General features: G+C 35.5%; 16 protein-coding genes. 6 read left to right on the forward strand and 10 right to left on the reverse strand.

Annotated features, from left to right (window positions below; genetic code table 11):
* Nucleotides 1-153: 153 nt before the first annotated feature.
* The 6 genes from C1638_RS15175 to lpxB all read right to left on the reverse strand — a co-directional run bounded on the left by C1638_RS15175 (nucleotide 154) and on the right by lpxB (nucleotide 7,943).
* Complete coding sequence (locus C1638_RS15175) at nucleotides 154-921, reverse strand: succinate dehydrogenase/fumarate reductase iron-sulfur subunit (RefSeq protein ID WP_109622312.1); 768 nt, start codon at nucleotides 919-921, stop codon at nucleotides 154-156.
* Between the two features lie 24 nt (nucleotides 922-945).
* Nucleotides 946-2,958, reverse strand: coding sequence for a fumarate reductase/succinate dehydrogenase flavoprotein subunit (locus C1638_RS15180; protein WP_109622314.1), 2,013 nt, complete (start codon nucleotides 2,956-2,958; stop codon nucleotides 946-948).
* 15 nt (nucleotides 2,959-2,973) lie between these two features.
* On the reverse strand, nucleotides 2,974-3,636 hold the full coding sequence (locus C1638_RS15185; protein ID WP_076355016.1) for a succinate dehydrogenase cytochrome b subunit: 663 nt from the start codon (nucleotides 3,634-3,636) through the stop codon (nucleotides 2,974-2,976).
* A gap of 147 nt (nucleotides 3,637-3,783) precedes the next feature.
* A complete protein-coding gene (locus tag C1638_RS15190; protein WP_109622315.1) occupies nucleotides 3,784-5,562 on the reverse strand; it encodes a ComEC/Rec2 family competence protein in 1,779 nt (592 codons plus the stop codon).
* A gap of 146 nt (nucleotides 5,563-5,708) precedes the next feature.
* Nucleotides 5,709-6,800: a glycoside hydrolase family 99 protein gene (locus C1638_RS15195; protein ID WP_109622317.1), complete on the reverse strand. Its 1,092-nt coding sequence runs from the start codon at nucleotides 6,798-6,800 to the stop codon at nucleotides 5,709-5,711.
* A gap of 39 nt (nucleotides 6,801-6,839) precedes the next feature.
* Nucleotides 6,840-7,943 (reverse strand): lipid-A-disaccharide synthase, encoded by a 1,104-nt coding sequence (gene lpxB, locus C1638_RS15200; protein ID WP_109622319.1) that lies wholly within the window; start codon nucleotides 7,941-7,943, stop codon nucleotides 6,840-6,842.
* Between the two features lie 157 nt (nucleotides 7,944-8,100).
* Between lpxB and C1638_RS15205 the strand changes: the two genes are divergently transcribed.
* The 3 genes from C1638_RS15205 (at nucleotide 8,101) to C1638_RS15215 (ending at nucleotide 10,609) form a co-directional block, all read left to right on the forward strand.
* On the forward strand, nucleotides 8,101-8,610 hold the full coding sequence (locus C1638_RS15205; RefSeq protein WP_109622321.1) for a DUF2480 family protein: 510 nt from the start codon (nucleotides 8,101-8,103) through the stop codon (nucleotides 8,608-8,610).
* Between the two features lie 2 nt (nucleotides 8,611-8,612).
* A complete protein-coding gene (locus tag C1638_RS15210; RefSeq protein ID WP_109622323.1) occupies nucleotides 8,613-9,872 on the forward strand; it encodes a protein O-mannosyl-transferase family in 1,260 nt (419 codons plus the stop codon).
* A gap of 83 nt (nucleotides 9,873-9,955) precedes the next feature.
* The gene (locus C1638_RS15215; protein ID WP_109622325.1) at nucleotides 9,956-10,609 is read left to right on the forward strand and encodes a DUF937 domain-containing protein; all 654 of its coding nucleotides are present in this window, start codon (nucleotides 9,956-9,958) and stop codon (nucleotides 10,607-10,609) included.
* 60 nt (nucleotides 10,610-10,669) lie between these two features.
* Here C1638_RS15215 and C1638_RS15220 read toward each other — a convergent pair whose 3' ends face one another.
* Complete coding sequence (locus C1638_RS15220) at nucleotides 10,670-10,789, reverse strand: 30S ribosomal protein THX (protein WP_076355030.1); 120 nt, start codon at nucleotides 10,787-10,789, stop codon at nucleotides 10,670-10,672.
* Nucleotides 10,790-10,914: 125 nt separating this feature from the next.
* A complete protein-coding gene (locus C1638_RS15225) occupies nucleotides 10,915-12,309 on the reverse strand; it encodes an MATE family efflux transporter (RefSeq protein WP_109622327.1) in 1,395 nt (464 codons plus the stop codon).
* A 111-nt stretch (nucleotides 12,310-12,420) separates the two neighbouring features.
* Between C1638_RS15225 and C1638_RS15230 the strand changes: the two genes are divergently transcribed.
* From C1638_RS15230 to C1638_RS15240, 3 genes are all read left to right on the forward strand, one after another.
* A complete protein-coding gene (locus C1638_RS15230) occupies nucleotides 12,421-12,780 on the forward strand; it encodes an ankyrin repeat domain-containing protein (RefSeq protein ID WP_109622329.1) in 360 nt (119 codons plus the stop codon).
* A 136-nt stretch (nucleotides 12,781-12,916) separates the two neighbouring features.
* Nucleotides 12,917-14,671, forward strand: a complete 1,755-nt coding sequence (aspS, locus tag C1638_RS15235; protein ID WP_109622331.1) for an aspartate--tRNA ligase — start codon at nucleotides 12,917-12,919, stop codon at nucleotides 14,669-14,671.
* 89 nt (nucleotides 14,672-14,760) lie between these two features.
* Nucleotides 14,761-15,303 (forward strand): hypothetical protein, encoded by a 543-nt coding sequence (locus C1638_RS15240; RefSeq protein ID WP_109622333.1) that lies wholly within the window; start codon nucleotides 14,761-14,763, stop codon nucleotides 15,301-15,303.
* 68 nt (nucleotides 15,304-15,371) lie between these two features.
* Here C1638_RS15240 and C1638_RS15245 read toward each other — a convergent pair whose 3' ends face one another.
* Both C1638_RS15245 and C1638_RS15250 read right to left on the reverse strand, forming a co-directional pair.
* Complete coding sequence (locus C1638_RS15245) at nucleotides 15,372-16,640, reverse strand: adenylosuccinate synthase (RefSeq protein ID WP_109622335.1); 1,269 nt, start codon at nucleotides 16,638-16,640, stop codon at nucleotides 15,372-15,374.
* Nucleotides 16,641-16,827: 187 nt separating this feature from the next.
* Nucleotides 16,828-17,397: a Crp/Fnr family transcriptional regulator gene (locus C1638_RS15250; protein ID WP_109622336.1), complete on the reverse strand. Its 570-nt coding sequence runs from the start codon at nucleotides 17,395-17,397 to the stop codon at nucleotides 16,828-16,830.
* Nucleotides 17,398-17,420: the final 23 nt, after the last annotated feature.

A 17,420-nucleotide genomic window follows, 5' to 3' on the forward strand; every position in this document is an offset into this window, starting at 1 on the left:
TTCAATACAATCCAACTACCCTCCAAATATATACTTATTAAATAAAGAAAACCTAAGTTCTGACAATAAGTTAACAAACTTTAACAACAAAACAGCCTGCATAAAAAAAACGCCTCCAAAATGAAGGCGTTTTTTTATCTATTTGAATCAATTCTATCCTTGATCTACAAGAGCAGCCATGTATTCTCTGTTCATTCTTGCGATGTTTTCAAGAGAAATACCTTTAGGGCATTCAATTTCACAAGCACCAGTATTTGAACAGTTACCAAATCCTTCTTCGTCCATAGCTTTCACCATGTTTAGAACTCTTCTCTTAGCTTCTACTCTACCCTGAGGTAATAAAGCATACTGAGAAACCTTAGCTCCAACGAATAACATTGCAGATCCGTTTTTACAAGTAGCTACACAAGCTCCACATCCGATACAAGCCGCAGCATCCATTGCTTTGTCTGCATCTTCTTTAGGAACCGGAATTGCATTTGCATCCAGCGTATTACCAGAAGTGTTTACAGAAATAAAACCTCCTGCAGCCATTACTCTGTCGAATGCACTTCTGTCTACCATTAAGTCTTTAATAACTGGGAAAGCAGCACTTCTCCAAGGTTCAATAACGATAGTTTCACCGTCTTTGAACATTCTCATGTGAAGCTGACAAGTTGTAATACCTGTATCTGGACCGTGTGCTCTACCATTGATGTAAAGAGAACACATTCCGCAGATTCCTTCACGACAGTCGTGATCGAAAGCGATAGGTTCCTTTCCTTCGTTAATGATATTTTCGTTCAAAATATCTAACATTTCTAAGAAAGAAGAGTCTGTAGAAACATCTGATATTTTGTAGGTCTCGAACTGACCTTTAGTTTTGCTATTTTTTTGTCTCCAAATTTTTAGGGTAAGATGAAGGCCTTTTTTTGCACTCATAATTATTTTTTTATAGGTTGGAGATTATTTGTAACTTCTTGCTTTAACTTCAATGTTTTCGTAGATCAAGTCTTCTTTATGCAGAACTTCTGTTGTGATATCATCTGTTTGATATTCCCAAGCTCCAACATATTTAAAGTTAACATCATCTCTTTCTGCCTCACCTTCTGAAGTAGCATGATCTTCTCTGAAGTGTCCACCACAAGATTCGTTTCTGTGTAAAGCATCGATAGCCATCAATTGTCCAAGCTCAATAAAATCTGCCACTCTGAATGCTTTTTCAAGCTCAGTGTTCATTCCATCGGCATCACCGGGAACTTTCACGTCTGCCCAGAATTCTTTTTTCACCTGAGCAATTTCAGCAATAGCTTCTTTCAAACCTTCAGGAGTTCTTCCCATTCCTACCTTATTCCACATGATGTGTCCTAATTTTTTATGGAAATGATCTACTGAATAAGTTCCTTTATTATTTAAGAAGAAATCTACTTTATCTTTAATTTCTTTTTCAGCTTTATCAAAATCTGCAGAGTTTGTAGGAATTGCACCTGTTCTGATGTCTGCTGAAAGGTAATCTGCAATCGTATAAGGAAGTACGAAATATCCGTCTGCCAAGCCTTGCATCAAAGCAGAAGCTCCCAATCTGTTTGCTCCGTGATCAGAGAAATTAGCTTCACCAATTACGAAACATCCCGGGATTGTAGACTGAAGGTTATAATCAACCCATACACCACCCATTGTATAGTGAACTGCAGGATAAATCTTCATTGGAGTTTTATAAGGATCATCAGCAGTAATCTTTTCGTACATTACGAATAAGTTACCGTATTTCTCCTCGATCCAAGCTTTTCCTAAATCATAGATCTGCTGATCTGTAGGATTGTGAATATGTTTTTCGATAGCGGCTTCTTTACCTTTTTTAATAATTTCTGTAGAGAAATCTAAGTAAACACCTTCTTTCGTTTCATTATTTTCGATTCCGAACCCAGCATCACATCTTTCTTTACCTGCTCTAGATGCAACGTCTCTAGGCACCAAGTTTCCGAATGCAGGATATCTTCTCTCTAAATAATAATCTCTATCTTCTTCTTTAATATTTTCAGGTCTTAATTTACCGTCTCTGATCGCAACTGAATCTTCAATTTTCTTAGGAACCCAAATTCTTCCTGAGTTTCTTAATGATTCAGACATCAAGGTTAATTTAGACTGCTGTGTTCCGTGAACAGGAATACAAGTCGGGTGAATCTGTACATAACAAGGGTTTGCGAAATACGCTCCTTTTTTGTGAATTTTCCAAGCCGCAGAAACGTTTGAACCCATTGCATTTGTAGAAAGGAAATATACGTTTCCGTAACCTCCAGAAGCAATAACAACAGCGTGAGCAGAATGTCTTTCGATTTCACCTGTTACCAGGTTTCTTGCGATGATTCCTCTTGCTTTTCCGTCAACAATTACAAGGTCTAACATTTCGTGACGGTTGTACATCTTGATTCTACCTTTACCGATCTGACGGCTCATTGAAGAATATGCACCTAATAATAACTGCTGACCTGTTTGTCCTTTAGCATAGAAAGTTCTTTTTACCTGAACCCCACCAAATGAACGGTTATCTAACTGACCGCCGTAATCTCTCCCGAAAGGGACTCCCTGAGAAACACACTGGTCGATAATATTTGCAGAAACTTCAGCTAATCTGTAAACGTTTGCCTCTCTTGCTCTATAGTCACCACCTTTGATGGTATCGTAGAACAATCTGTAAGTAGAGTCACCGTCTCCCTGATAATTTTTAGCTGCGTTAATACCTCCTTGAGCCGCAATAGAGTGCGCTCTTCTTGGAGAATCTTGGTAGCAAAATGCTTTTACATTATATCCCTGCTCTGCTAAAGTTGCAGCAGCAGAACCACCTGCTAAACCTGTACCAACAACAATAATATCAATCTTATCTCTGTTGTTTGGTGCAACAAGGTTCATATGGTCTTTATGATTTTTCCATTTATCCTTTAGAGGACCCGCTGGAATTCTTGAATCTAACTTACTCATACTAGTATATTGATATTATTGAGTTACAAAATGAAAAACTGCAACGATGATAAATCCTGCAGGAATAAGGATTGAATACCATTTCCCAAAAGCCTTAATTACCGGTGTATACTTTGGATGTCTTGCTCCAATTGACTGGAATGAAGACTGGAATCCGTGAGCCAGGTGTAATCCCAATAATACAAAAGAGATCACATATAAAGCCACTCTCCAAAGATCAGCAAACTTCTCATGAAGCTCCGGCCAGAAACGTTCTGCATCAGGAGCTGTACCATCAACATACTTGTAAGTGATTTCATGTAGCCAGAAATCATATAAGTGAAGCGCCAAGAAAGCTAGCACAACAGCTCCAGAAATAATCATATTTCTAGACATCCATGAAGAATTCACAGAAGCATTGTTGGATGCATACTTTACCGGACGTGCTTTATTATTCTTAATCTCCAGTACAAATCCCATCGCGAAATGGAAAATTACTGCAAAACCAAGAATAGGCTGCATTAAGAACTGCACAAAAGGATTATAGCCCATGAAGTCAGATGCTGTATTGAAAGCATCCCTGTTCAGGACTGATAACAAATTGGTTGTCAAATGCAGTATAAGAAAAATCAGCAAAAACATAGCTGATAATGCCATAGCGTATTTTCTACCTATCGTAGAACTCGTTAAACCTGCCATATAAGTTTAAATTTGAATTTCCCACAAAATTAAGAAATGTTAACAATATCGAAAAGTGAGAAATCTCACAATTAGGCAGTTTGTAATCTTTCTAAATAAGATCGTAGCATATTATAAAATAAAGGAAAATAAAAAAAAGAGAAAATCTTATTTTATTTCGTAGATATGATCTCTGAAAACTATTTTTTGAGCCGCCGGAGGAATTATTTTTATTTCAAAATGATCTATTCTTCTTGAGGAGCAATAAGGAGCAACAATAAACCGTGAAACCTTTTCCTGGTCTGTCATATACGGAATCCAAAAACAGACTTTATTTCCCTTTTTTAGAGAAACAATTTTACTTTTATTAAAGGTATGCAGCAGTATTTCTTCTTTTTGATTTTCAAAAATATCAGATCCCGTTCTTATCATGAAAAAGAGCAAACCAGCCATTGTCAATTTCATGCTATTTTTAAAATTAAATTTTAAAATCATTGGTCTTAGCAAATATACGATCACTAATACAGTCAATACTTCGATAAGATTCATCGGAATATTTTTAATAAATAATAAATCTACCTCCGCAAACCAGTGAATCCCCCTCAATAAAATCTGAATAATAAAGTCGTACACTTTATCAATAAATATAAAATTAATTCCAAGGGTAACAAGAGTTGTCATCAGAAATGAGAAGACAATAATTACTTCCGAAAAAGGAACTATGATAAAGTTAGCAATGATGGAAACAAAGGAAAACTGATGAAAATAATACAAAACCAAAGGTAGCGTCGCCAACTGTGCAGAAATAGATATTGTGATTGTATTAAAAAACAGTTTTTTCAAATAATGATCTTGTCTCGGAAAATATTTTAGCAGCGGCTGATTTAACCAAAATATTCCCAGCACTGCAGCAAAGCTAAGTTGAAATCCGACATCAAAAAGCTGCTGGGTATCCAAAATCAGAATCACAAATACAGATAACGCCAAAGAATGAAGCAAATCTGGTTTTCTCTGAAGCAATACAAAGATAAAATAAACACTCAGCATGATACAGGACCTCAACACTGAATTTCCAAAGCCAATGAAAGCAGCAAACAACCAAATGAATCCCAAGCTTACTATAACAGCATATTTTCTGAACTGTAAAGGGGTAAACCGAACTATCAGAAAGTAAAAGATCCCGAAGATGACAACGATATGAGTTCCTGAAATAGCCAAAAAATGTACTAATCCTGATCTGTTGAAGTCCTGTACTGTATTTGCATCCATTTCCGTTCTGTCTGCCAGAATAATTCCTTTTAAAAACTCTCTGGTCTTTCCGGACATTTCTGCTTTATCAATTTCCCTCAAAACATCGAGCCTATGTTGTTTTATATGATCTGTAAAACTCATATCCTTTCGTTCTACAGAAAGTATTTCCTTTGAAAAATAGATCTGATATTCAATGTTTTTTCTTTTCAAATAACGAGCATAATCAAACTGAAAATCATATTGTGGAGGCTTGGGCTTCGTGATATAGGCTTCTGATTTATAATAATGTGTAAAATCCAATTCCTTACTATCTTTTGGAAGATAAAGTACAGCGTTAAAGTTCATAGATCCTGTTTGTACTTCCCCCTCATATTTTCGATATTTTTCTGTAGAATTTAATTTTTGGGAAATTTTAAAAGTAACTGTTTCTTTCTTTTTTACAGGCACTTCCACTGGGGTGGAAAAAGTATTAGAAAAATGAATTATGATACCTATTCCAAAAAATAGCAATCCTAGCAAAATAGCTCTGACCTTATGTAAAAAATAAGATTGAAAAAATATTGAGATTAAGATACTGAGACTAATGAAACCTACTCCATACACTGCATTTTTCTCCAACAAGATTTTGTCCTGAAAAAAGATCCCAAGAATAAAGCATATGGCTAAAATAAGGAGAGGTTGTCTATTCAAATTCAATTAATTACAACTCCAAAATAGGAAATTAATCAATTGAATATTAGCTCTATAATTACTAAATAGACGTATAGGTTTTTATTAAAAAGAGCAATAGAACGCTTATTTTTTTGCTTAAAAAAATAAGGTTTACAATAAAAAATTCAAATTTATTTAGTTTTCAAAAATTTATCGGTCAATTGCTTAGTTTCTTTAATGTAAAACCATGGATCACTACCATAATCTTCATAGGTGAAATTTCCTGCCTTTTTAGGAGTAGCAGGTTCTATTTGTGTTCCTTCATGCCATTCATTAAATGAAGTAATCCCAATAAACTCCGGATTTACTTTTATAGCAGCATCAAACATCTTTTCGTAGTACTTACCATTATCCCTGCTTTTGAAATTGGCTTCATTCCACGGTCTTATTCTTGTATCAGAGTATCCTGGGCCTACACAAGGTATGAAAATAAGATGATGCTCTTTTGCATAGGTGGAAAGGAAATCCCAATTAGAGGTAGTGCTGCCAAAAACAAATCCTTCGCTGGCAAAATAGGTATAAAAACCATCAAAACCGGCTTTATCAAAAAAAGCAGAATCATTTTTCTCTACCCATAATCCAATGTAAAGAGCGTCTAGTTCTGTATTTCGAACTGTTTTCTCTCCATCTTTGGACAAAAGTTTCGACCATTCTTCCGGAGCAATTTTATAACTGTCATATACGTAGTAAAGAGGCTTTCCATCCTTTTTGTAAAAAGCGGGGTGCTTAGAATAAGTCTTTACAAGGTAAGAAAGCTGATCCCGAAGCTCCGTAATATTTTTATAAAATGGCTCTATATGAAAAGCTATTTTTAAATTGAAGCGATCTGCAATATCCAGATAGTTTTTCACACTTTTATCTGTAAAGGAATCTTTACCTAACCAACTTAAAATAACTACACCAACTCCTGCCTCTTTCATCATCTTCATATGCTTTTTAATGATTTTCACATCGCTGGAGCTATAGTTACCTAAAGCCGGATAAAAATTGGCACCAATATCATCACCTCCTTTGTAATGCCCCAGGTTATTCCACTTGGGATTACTCCAATGAGGGATTATTTCATGGTTCCAATGCTGTAAACTTCCATCCGTCGACTGGTTTCCGTACCAGCCATAGTAAAAGATCTGAACCTTATCTCTTGAGCTGTTTTGCTGTGCAAAACTATTTGAGAAAAAAAACGTACAAACAATGAATAACAAAAGATTTTTAAAACAATTCATTTTTAACAAAGTAATTTAAGTTCTCACAAAAAGATAATTTTAAACGCTCAAAATCACATCAGCAGCATGATCACTGGCTCCTTTACCACCAAGCTTTTCTCTCAAAAGGCTATAGTCATTCAGGACCTGATCTCTTTTTGCTCCGTCCAGGATTTTTTTAAGCTCATCTACAAGGTTTTTGGTATTCAAGTCATTTTGAATCAACTCCTTTACCACCTCTCTGTCCATAATCAGATTAACCAGAGAAATGTAATTGATATTTTTCACCAATCTTTTGGCAATAGCATAGGAGATTTTACTTCCACGGTAGCAAACCACTTCAGGAATATTCAGTAAAGCGGTCTCCAAAGTGGCAGTTCCGGAAGTAACCAGAGCTGCTTTTGAGCACCTCAACAAATCATATGTTTTATTGGACACAAAGTGAACACTATCATCCACATATTTTTGGTAAAATTCTTTGGGAAGACTTGGAGCGCCGGCAATCACAAATTGATAATTTTTAAAATGCGGCCTTACGGAAAGCATTATTTCAAGCATCTTTTCAACTTCCTGTTTTCTGGAACCCGGTAAAAGTGCAATAATTTCTTTTTCATTCAATCCGTGTTCTTCCTTAAATTTTTCAATACTGATTTCCTTTAAGTCAGAAATAGCATCCAGTAAAGGATGGCCTACAAAATGGGAATGTACCCCATGTTTTCTATAAAAATCTTCTTCAAATGGAAGAATGACCATCATTTCATCCACATATTTCTTGATGATTTCTACTCTACCCTCTTTCCACGCCCAAAGCTGTGGAGAAATATAATAAATCACCTTAATGCCAAGCTCTTTGGCAAATCTGGCAATTCTTAAATTAAAACCAGGATAGTCTACCAAGATCAAAACATCTGGTTTATTTTGAATAATATCTTCTTTACAAAATTTAATATTGTTCAAAATGGTTCTTAGGTTCATCACCACTTCCAAAAAACCCATAAAAGCAAGATCACGGTAATGCTTTACCAACGTTCCGCCCTGAGCTGTCATAAGGTCTCCACCCCAGAATCTAAATTCTGCATTTGGATCCTTGTGTTTTAAGGCTTTCATTAAATTACTTCCATGCAAATCACCGGAAGCTTCTCCTGCAATAATGTAATATTTCATTTCCTCCGAAATCTTTGTTGTTTGTTTTTAATGACCATCAGAAACATCCCAATACTTTCATTGTTGGATCATGGGTGGCCTCTATGGTAAGGATAGAGAACAAATTAAAATATATATTGATCTTAATTCGTAAATTTGTTCAAAGATAATGATAAAAATGTCAGAAGAATTTGAAATCCGAAATAAAGTTGCTGAGAGCGGCCTTGTAAATTTTGATCTTTCTACTCTCCTTCCAAAGGGTGAAAGAAAAGGTATTGATCTTAAGGATTTTCTTTTTCAGGAAATGATCCTGAAAGAAAAAGATTTCCGTGAAAAGGTAGAAGCAATCAATATTGAGGAATACAGTGACTGTTATGTGTACATCTATAATTCTGTGGACACAATTATTCCGCTTTGGGCCTATTTTGTACTAACAGCAAAGATTACTGATGTTACCAAAAAAATAGTATTCGGAAACCGTGAAGATCTTGAAGTTCTTTTGATGCACAATGCCATCCAGACTTATGATTTTGAAGACATGAGAGGAAAAAGAGTTTTGGTAAAAGGATGTTCGGATAAAGAAATTCCTGAAAACGCATATATAGAGCTGGTAGAACAGCTAAAACCTCTGGTAAAATCTCTGATGTTTGGAGAGGCCTGCTCCAATGTTCCAATTGTAAAGAACTAAGAATGAAGAGATATCTATCTGCTATAGTTTTATTTTTTATTTTTTTAGTCATTTATTATATCGGGAGTTTTACAAGAATTCCTTTTGCAGATTGTGTAGGATTTGTTCTCTCTGTAGAAAATGGTGAGTTTGAAACCACAGCTACGGCTACCAGTCATTTTTTATATACCAACACTGCTATTTTAATTAAAAACCTGATAGGCCTTAATGCTATTGAAGCCAGTAGGTTTCTTGTTGTTACTTCAGGCGCAGCAACGGTTTCTATTATTTATCTTACTGTAAAAAGTATTGCAAAGACAGAATGGACCGCCATTACGGCAGCTATTGTCTTTGGTTTCAGTTTTTCTTTTTGGAGGAATGCTGAAATTGTGGAAGTATACACCTACAATTCTTTATGGGTAAGTCTTTTTTTCTTTTCTATGACAAAAGTCTTTACTGAAAAGAAAAACGTACATATTATACTGAGTAGTTTGTTTCTGGGGATCAGTCTTTGGGTGCACATTCAAAACATTTTGATGATTCCTGCTTTGCTTCTTTTTTTATTTTATTTCAAAGAAGAAAAAAGATATGTGTATTCGTCGCTTGCTCTTTTTATAATATTATTTTCATCCTTGTTTATTCTAAATATTGCACAGGGATTGCCTTTTAAATCTCCCTACTCTTCAGATCAGGGAACCTGGGTTCAGGATTCATTGAAACAGACTCCCGGACAATTGATAAAAGACTTGCTTTTATCTTTTACCTACCTCATCTATAACTTCAATGTTTTTATATTTTTCGGAGTGGCGGGAATCGCTTTACTATACCGCTTAAATAAGAAAATGTTTTATGTATTCTTTACTTCTGCTCTCTTAGTATATGGTTTCTCCACTTTCTATATTGTTTCTGATAATTACGTATTCTTTATCCCTTTCAATATCATTTTTGCGCTTTCCATCGGATATGGATTGTCTTCAGCAAAATATGCTTCATTCAAAAAGGGTTCATGGATTTGTCTGTTTATTCCCTTAGGATATGTTCTCTGCTACAATATTGCAATTTCTACAGAAAAAGGAAAGGAAGCCCATGCATTTAAAAAGTATAAGGGGGGCCTGAACTATTACTTACTTCCATGGATGAACAACAATGCAGGCATCCTTGAATTTACTATTGATAAAAAAACTGCTCCTGAACCTATCCATTGGATGACTTTCAGTGCTCTGGAATACATAAAGGTCTTAAAAAGCAAAGGTTATACTGAAGAGCAGATCCGAAAACTTTAACAATAATTATGAATCCAAAATATTTTAGGAGGCATATTTTTTGATAACTTTGGTTCAGTTAATACTTTAAACAAACACAAACAATGAGCTTAATTGACCTACTTACAGGGAACACTAGCAGCCAGGTTGCAGAACAGGCTGAAAACAAATTCGGAATCAATAGAAATCAAGTAATTGCTCTATTGGCCGTTGCTACCCCTCTTATCATTTCTTATCTTAGAAATAAATCACAAGATGCAAAAGAAGCAGAAGCTTTAAACAGCGCTCTTGATAAAGACCATAATGGAAGTATCTTAAATGATCCTTCACAAATTGAAGCAAGACAAGCAGAAGGCGGATCTATCCTTGACCATATTTTTGGCGGACAAAAAAGTACTGTAGAAAACCAGTTATCACAAAATACTGGAATTTCAATAGATAAAATCGGACCTATTCTTGCCATGTTGGCACCAGTAGTAATGGGATATATTGGTCAACAAAAACAGCAAAGTAATGTTGGAGCAGGAGGTTTAGGAGATCTTTTAGGAGGAATCCTTGGAAATGCTTCCAGCCAGGCACAAACTCAACAATCTAATCCTTTAAATGACATTCTTGGAAGTGTTCTGGGTGGTGGACAATCTCAATCATCAGGTAACCCTTTGAATGATATATTAGGAAGCGTACTTGGCGGTGGTGGAAATCAACAGCAACAAGGAGGCGGACTAGGAGGTATCCTGGGAAATATTTTTGGAAAATAATTAATTTAATTTTTAATAGAAAAAGACCAAAGAGTTATTCTTTGGTCTTTTTTATTGTTCTTACTTTTTAGACTTCTCTTCTACTGCTACAACAGATTTTGAAGTCTTTTTAGGTCTTCTTTTTCCATAACTTCCGGAATTGATCTTACCTCTTCTCGATTTTTTGTCTCCTTTTCCCATAGTAATACATATTTGTTGTTACTACGAATTTAGGAAACATCATTTTAAAATACAATGAATTAAGCTGTTAAAGTTTTATAAATTAAGTGAAAATTTGTTCCAAATCATCTTTCCAGCAATCCCTTTTAAACCTTTATCGTTTTCCATTTTCCTCTTTTAAATAAAATAAAAGCAAAGATGGTAATCAGGGTTTCAGCTGCCGGAATTGAGATAAAAACTCCTTTGGGCCCCATTTCCATATATTTTGCAAGAAAATAAGCTAAGGGAATCTGAAACAGCCAGAATCCAAAAAGATTGACCCATGTAGGCGTCCATGTATCTCCTGCTCCATTGAAAGCATTAATCATCACCATTCCAACTCCATAAAAAACAAAACCAACGCTCATAATATGAAGTGCATTCTTAGCAAAATCTTTTATCTCGGCTTCCTTAGTGAAAAAGCCAACTAAAAAGTTACCAAAAAAAATAAATATTAAGCTTACAATCAACATGAAAACCACATTATACTTCACCGTCTTCATCACAGATTGCTCTGCTCGTAGCATTTCATTGGCCCCCATATTCTGTCCTACCAATGTAGAAGCTGCATTACTTAATCCCCAAGCGGGAAGTATAAAGAACATCATTAATCTTAATGCAGTCTGATAGCCTGCCGAAGCATTTTCACCTCCTGTAGTCGCTACCAGCTCAGCAAGAAAAATCCAGCTGCATGAAGCAATCACAAACTGAAAAATTCCGGGAGTTGCAATTTTGATGATGGATCCAATCAAATCATACTTGGGTTTAAAATAATCAAGTTTAATCCGAATCTGCGTATCTGCTACTAAAAGGTGGTACAGTTGATAAATTACCCCTATGCTTCTACCTATTGTTGTTGCCAGTGCCGCACCCGTAAGTCCCAAAGCTGGAATAGGCCCCAATCCTTTTATCAAAACAGGACAAAGGATAATGTTCGCAATATTAGCGATCCATAAACTTTTCATGGCAATCATCGCATTTCCTGCCCCTCTAAAAATACCATTGATGAGAAATAAAAGCATTATAATTGTACTGCTACCCATCATAATCCTTGTAAAGTCTTTTCCATAAGCAGCGGCTTCAGGCTTCGATCCCATAAGAATCAGGATTTCCTCGGCATAGATTACTCCGAATAAACTTAAAACAAAGGTCACGGCAAATGAAACCATCAGAACCTGTGCTGCACTTCTGGATGCTTGTTCCGGATTTTTTTCACCAATTCTTCTTGCCACCAAAGCAGTTGCAGCCATACTCATCCCAATGGCAATAGAATACATAATGGAAAGTACAGATTCAGTAAGCCCCACCGTCTGAATAGCAAAGCCACTCTCTTTCAGATGTCCTACAAAATAGAGATCAACTAAGGCAAATACTGATTCCATAGCCATTTCCAACATCATTGGAATCGCTAATAGAAGAACAGCACTTCTAATATTAACCTTTGTAAAATCGGTTTCTTCTCCGCTAAAGGCTTTTTTCAAAAAGTCAACATATTTTGTCATTTGTCAATCAATAATTTATATAAATTCAAAAATACAAATCCATTTATTACCAAAACTTGGCAAATGATAATAAAAATTAATTAGATTTGTACATTATTAAAAATAATTCTTATGAAAAAAATAATCTCTACAATTTTTCTGTTTGGAGTTTTAGCATCTGCCAATATGCTGTCAGCTCAAAGAATGACTCAGGATAAAATGAAATCCATCCATTCTGATGATATTGCAACATTTAAAAAACAGTTTACTCCGGGGGATTATAATAAGTGTTTCTTGGTAGGAAACGAATATTTCTCTCCACTTGGCTTCAGTGCCTTATCTGGGAAAAACGTCATTATAGCTTTTCTATTAGACAATAAAGTAAATGTTAATAAAAAATGCCAAAACCAAACACCACTTGAATTGGCAGAGTTAGGAAAAAATCCTGAGACTATAAAATTAATAACTGCCAGAGGTGGTAACAGAGATTAAAAAATCAAAAAACAATATTCAAAAACTTCCGAAAGGGAGTTTTTTTTATTTATAAAACCTGTAAAAATCTTATCTTTGCCAACGAAAAAAAAGGTTCGAAGCTGAACCTTAAACATTGAACTTTAAACAAATAATTATGTTTCGATCGCACACAAACGGAGAACTATCTCTGAAAAATCTGAATGAAGAAGTTACACTATCAGGATGGGTACAGACTATCCGTGATAAAGGATTTATGATTTGGGTAGATCTTCGAGATCGTTACGGAATTACCCAATTGGTTCTTGACCAGGACCGTTCTTCAGCTCAATTGATGGAAGAAGCTAAAAAATTGGGGCGTGAATTTGTAATTCAGGCTACCGGAAAAGTCATTGAAAGAGTAAGTAAAAACCCTAATATTCCAACAGGAGAAATTGAAATTTTAGTTGAGAAACTAACAATTCTTAACGATTCACAACTTCCTCCATTCACCATTGAAGATGAAACTGACGGTGGTGAGGAATTAAGAATGAAGTACCGTTACCTGGATATCAGAAGAAATCCGGTAAAGGATAAATTGATTTTCCGTCATAAAATGGCTCAGAAAGTAAGAAATTATTTATCTGATGAAGGTTTCATTGAAGTAGAAACTCCTGTTTTAATCAAGTCTACTCCAGAAGGGGCAAGAGACTTTGTTGTACCAAGCAGAATGAATCCAGGACAGTTTTACGCTTTACCACAATCTCCACAGACATTCAAACAGCTTTTGATGGTAGGTGGTATGGATAAGTATTTCCAGATTGTAAAATGTTTCCGTGATGAGGATCTAAGAGCAGACAGACAGCCGGAGTTTACACAAATCGACTGCGAGATGGCTTTTGTAGAGCAGGAAGATGTAATGAATGTTTTCGAGGGAATGACGAAAACTCTTATCAAAGATATTACAGGTCAGGAATTCGGAGATTTCCCAAGAATGACTTTCGCGGATGCGATGAGAAAATATGGAAATGACAAGCCGGATATCCGTTTCGGGATGGAGTTTGTTGAGCTTAATGAACTTGTAAAAGGAAAAGACTTTAAAATATTTGATGAAGCAGAACTGGTTGTCGGGATTAATGTAGAAGGATGTGCAGAATACACAAGAAAGCAGATTGATGAGCTTGTAGATTGGGTAAAACGTCCTCAGGTTGGAGCTTCAGGAATGGTTTGGGCAAAATTCCAGAATGATGGAGTAAAAACCTCATCTGTTAACAAGTTCTATAATGAAGAAGACCTTGGTAAGATCATTGAAAAATTTGGAGCGAAAGAGGGTGACTTAATGTTGATTCTTTCAGGAAACGAAAATAAGGTAAGAGCTCAACTTTCCGCATTGAGAATGGAGCTTGGAAACCGTTTGGGATTAAGAAAAGGAAACGTATTTGCACCACTTTGGGTAGTTGATTTCCCTCTATTGGAATGGGATGAAGATACTGAAAGATACCACGCAATGCACCACCCTTTCACTTCTCCAAAGCCGGAAGATTTTCATTTATTAGAAACTGATCCTGGTAAGGCAAGAGCGAACGCTTATGATATGGTACTGAACGGAAACGAAATTGGAGGTGGATCTATCAGAATCTTTGACAGAGACCTACAATCTAAAATGTTTGATTTATTAGGATTTACCAAAGAAGAAGCTGAGGCTCAGTTTGGATTTCTAATGAATGCATTTAAGTACGGAGCACCGCCACATGGTGGTTTGGCATTCGGTTTTGACCGTTTAGTGGCTATTCTTGATGGAAATGAAGTGATCAGAGATTATATCGCATTCCCTAAGAATAACTCAGGTCGTGATGTAATGATCGATGCACCGGCTTCTATCGCTGATGCACAGCTCGATGAACTTGAACTGAAATTAAATTTAAAAGCATAAATTTAAAGCGGGGTATTTACCCCGCTTTTTTTATTATATAAAATGAACAGTATAGAAAAAATTTAAGCATAAAAAAACTAATAACAACAATGACCGAGCAAACACTTATTTATAACACTCCTAATTCTGAAAGGATTGTAAGGCAAATCCACCTGTACAACTTTACAAGAACATGGAAAAAAAACCTAAGCAAAAATAAAAAAAACCTTATGTGGGGAATAATTTTTATTCTATTCGCTGCTTATATGTTATTTCGCAAAGAGTTTTTTGGTTTTTTCTTCTTAGGCTTCGGATTATTTTATTTTTTTACTTATATTAATTATATCTCTACCTATCAGAAACATAAAAAATCATTTGATCAATCATTAAACAAAGAAGTTGAAAGCCTCAATGCAAATTCAAAAGATGTCATTTGGGAATATACTCCTACCTATTTCAAATTTCAGAATTACAAATCTGAATTTAAATTCAATTGGGAAACTATAACTTATTGCATCCTTGACAATCAGTATCTTTATATCACAGCAATGCCCAACCTAAGTTTTATTCTGGATAAAAACAATATTGATGAAGATAATTATAACAAAACCCTTGCTTATCTTAACAACAAATCAAAATTACAGATACTTTAATCTTATTTCAGTTTAATTTTAATAAATAGAAAGCCAGAAATTATATTTAACCTCTGGCTTTCTATTTATTATTTCATTTTCAGTATCTGTTCTCTTCCCGGACCTGTAGAAAGATAGGTCACAGGGATTTCCAATTCCTCTTCCAGAAATGAAAGAAAATCTATTAGTTCTTGTGGAAGCGAAGTCGGTTCTTCAATAATTGAAAAATCTGCATCCCATCCATTCATCCATTTTAAAATGGGCTTGGCAGTTTCTGGAAGTATTCCGGAAACAGATTGAATGGTTCCGTCCTCCAGTTCATAGTGTGTACAAACCGCTACCGATTTCAATCCGCTTAAAACATCAGCCTTAGTCAGTACTAACTGTGTAACACCATTGATCATTACTGCATATTTTAAAGCAGGCAGATCCAGCCAGCCAATTCTTCTGGGACGTCCTGTATTGGAACCAAATTCATTCCCTTTTATTCTTATTTCATTACCTAGCTCATCAAAAAGCTCGGTTGGAAATACACCGTTACCCACTCTTGTACAATAAGCTTTTGCAATACCATAGATCTCACCTATTTTTTTCGGTGATATACCTAATCCGCTACAAGCCCCTGCAGCTGTTGTTGAAGAAGAGGTTACGTGAGGATAGGTACCATGATCAATATCCAGCATTGCAGCCTGGGAACCTTCACCCAATATTGTTTTACCATCAGACAAAGCTTTGTTCAAAACAATTTCTGTTTCCGTAATATTAAATTGCTTTAGAAATTCTACCGCTTCAAAAAATTCGTTGGTAATAGCTTCTAGAGACGGCAGCTCTCTATTTTCTCTGGCAATAAATCTATATTCCCTTTCCATTACCTGTTCTACCCTATTCTTAAAATCCGGAGAAAACAGATCTCCAACTCTTAGGTTTTGTCTTAAAATTTTATTTGAATAAGCCTGTGCAATACCATTTTTTGTTGTCCCAATCGTTGTATACTCCGGGCTTTCCTCCATGAAAACATCCAGAAGTTTATGTGTAGGAAGTACGAAATGTGCTTTTCGGGAAATGATTATATTTTTTTCCGGCTGAATAGTTCCGTCAAACACCTTAAGGTTTAAAATTTCTTTTTTAAAACTTATAGGATCAAGAACAGTTCCTGTCCCAATAACATTCAGAACATTCTTCATAAAAATTCCCGAAGGAATCATTTTAAGCGTAATTCTCTGTCCATTTCGTTCTATACTATGTCCAGCATTGGAACCACCATTAAAACGTGCTGTAATGTCATAATTTTCACTGATCAGATCAATAAACTTTCCTTTTCCCTCATCACCCCACTGCAATCCTAATACGATATCCATATATTTAAATTTTATGATGCAAAGCTATGGAGGTTTAAAAGGGAGGCCATTGTCATTTGGCAAAAAGGACTAACTTGTATAATATAGGCTATAAAAAGTACTTATTATTGATGTTTATGAACAATTAAAGCACACTGCTAGTGAATACTTAATGGTGAAATTTCGGATCTTAGCTACCCTTATGGTTCTATAGAATGTTTCTTCTGATTCGGCTTAGCGAAGATGGAGTAACCCCCAGATAAGAAGCCAGCATAGATTGTGGAACTCTGTTGGCAAGTCCTGGATAATGATTAAGAAAATGAGTATAACGGGCTTTTGCATCCTGATTAAGCATGATACTTGCCACCTTAAGTTTATTCTCTGCTACAAAACCATGAATTCTTGCAAATAAAACAGGCCAGATAGTAATCTTCTCTTCAAGGGTTTTAAAATGCCTTAAATCAATAACAAGGAGTACCGCATCTGTAATAGCTTCAATATATTCGTGGGCAGGCAGCTGATCCGTAAATCCTTGGAAATCTCCGATAAATCTTCCCTCATAAATAAAATAACGGGTAAAATCATCCCCTTGCTTATTGTAATACAAAGACCGAAAGACCCCCTCTTTCACAAAAGCAATCTTCTGACTTACCTTTCCTGCTTCAACGAAAACTTCTCCTTTACGTACAGAAACCTCCTGAATACCCTCAGCAATGAGTAGCTCATCCTGCTCATTCAGCAGACCAAATTTCTTGATGTAATTAAAAAGTTCTTCCATAGCTTTCACCCACAAATTGCGGA

Origin of the sequence: Chryseobacterium oncorhynchi (assembly GCF_002899895.1) — a bacterium.
GTDB lineage: Bacteria > Bacteroidota > Bacteroidia > Flavobacteriales > Weeksellaceae > Chryseobacterium > Chryseobacterium oncorhynchi.

Coding starts and splice junctions, on each gene's coding strand:
- C1638_RS15175 (WP_109622312.1), bottom strand. CDS start 921: ATGAGTGCAAAAAAAGGCCTTCATCTTACCCTAAAAATTTGGAGACAA.
- C1638_RS15180 (WP_109622314.1), bottom strand. CDS start 2,958: ATGAGTAAGTTAGATTCAAGAATTCCAGCGGGTCCTCTAAAGGATAAA.
- C1638_RS15185 (WP_076355016.1), bottom strand. CDS start 3,636: ATGGCAGGTTTAACGAGTTCTACGATAGGTAGAAAATACGCTATGGCA.
- C1638_RS15195 (WP_109622317.1), bottom strand. CDS start 6,800: ATGAATTGTTTTAAAAATCTTTTGTTATTCATTGTTTGTACGTTTTTT.
- lpxB (WP_109622319.1), bottom strand. CDS start 7,943: ATGAAATATTACATTATTGCAGGAGAAGCTTCCGGTGATTTGCATGGA.
- C1638_RS15205 (WP_109622321.1), top strand. CDS start 8,101: ATGTCAGAAGAATTTGAAATCCGAAATAAAGTTGCTGAGAGCGGCCTT.
- C1638_RS15210 (WP_109622323.1), top strand. CDS start 8,613: ATGAAGAGATATCTATCTGCTATAGTTTTATTTTTTATTTTTTTAGTC.
- C1638_RS15215 (WP_109622325.1), top strand. CDS start 9,956: ATGAGCTTAATTGACCTACTTACAGGGAACACTAGCAGCCAGGTTGCA.
- C1638_RS15220 (WP_076355030.1), bottom strand. CDS start 10,789: ATGGGAAAAGGAGACAAAAAATCGAGAAGAGGTAAGATCAATTCCGGA.
- C1638_RS15225 (WP_109622327.1), bottom strand. CDS start 12,309: ATGACAAAATATGTTGACTTTTTGAAAAAAGCCTTTAGCGGAGAAGAA.
- C1638_RS15230 (WP_109622329.1), top strand. CDS start 12,421: ATGAAAAAAATAATCTCTACAATTTTTCTGTTTGGAGTTTTAGCATCT.
- aspS (WP_109622331.1), top strand. CDS start 12,917: ATGTTTCGATCGCACACAAACGGAGAACTATCTCTGAAAAATCTGAAT.
- C1638_RS15240 (WP_109622333.1), top strand. CDS start 14,761: ATGACCGAGCAAACACTTATTTATAACACTCCTAATTCTGAAAGGATT.
- C1638_RS15245 (WP_109622335.1), bottom strand. CDS start 16,640: ATGGATATCGTATTAGGATTGCAGTGGGGTGATGAGGGAAAAGGAAAG.
- C1638_RS15250 (WP_109622336.1), bottom strand. CDS start 17,397: ATGGAAGAACTTTTTAATTACATCAAGAAATTTGGTCTGCTGAATGAG.